Here is a 346-nt window from a genome sequence, read left to right on the forward strand (position 1 = left end):
AAAGGGTCGTTCGAGACCAGGACGTTGATAGGTCAGGTGTGGAAGTGCAGTAATGCATTAAGCTAACTGATACTAATTGCCCGTACGGCTTGTCCCTATAACCTTAGCAGGTACAGAGATAAGAAATACGCGTTGTGTTTTGTGTTGATACGCAATCACTACCCAAAGTAATACAATAAAACGATACTTCTTCCAGATTCAAGCTAGTGCTGCCCGTTCGGGAGCACCAGCTGACCAAGTTATGCCTGATGACCATAGTAAATCGGTACCACCCCTTCCCATCCCGAACAGGACCGTGAAACGATTTTACGCCGATGATAGTGCTGCAACCAGTGTGAAAGTAGGT

Annotated in this window: 2 rRNA genes; both read left to right on the top strand. The window is 46.2% G+C overall.

The features are described from left to right. Positions 1 to 97: ribosomal RNA gene (locus F1735_RS34450) — 23S ribosomal RNA — on the top strand; the annotation flags it as partial. Between the two features lie 147 nt (positions 98 to 244). Then, positions 245 to 346: ribosomal RNA gene (gene rrf, locus F1735_RS34455) — 5S ribosomal RNA — on the top strand; the annotation flags it as partial.

The organism is Massilia genomosp. 1 (assembly GCF_011682185.1).
Lineage (GTDB): Bacteria > Pseudomonadota > Gammaproteobacteria > Burkholderiales > Burkholderiaceae_D > Telluria_A > Telluria_A rubra.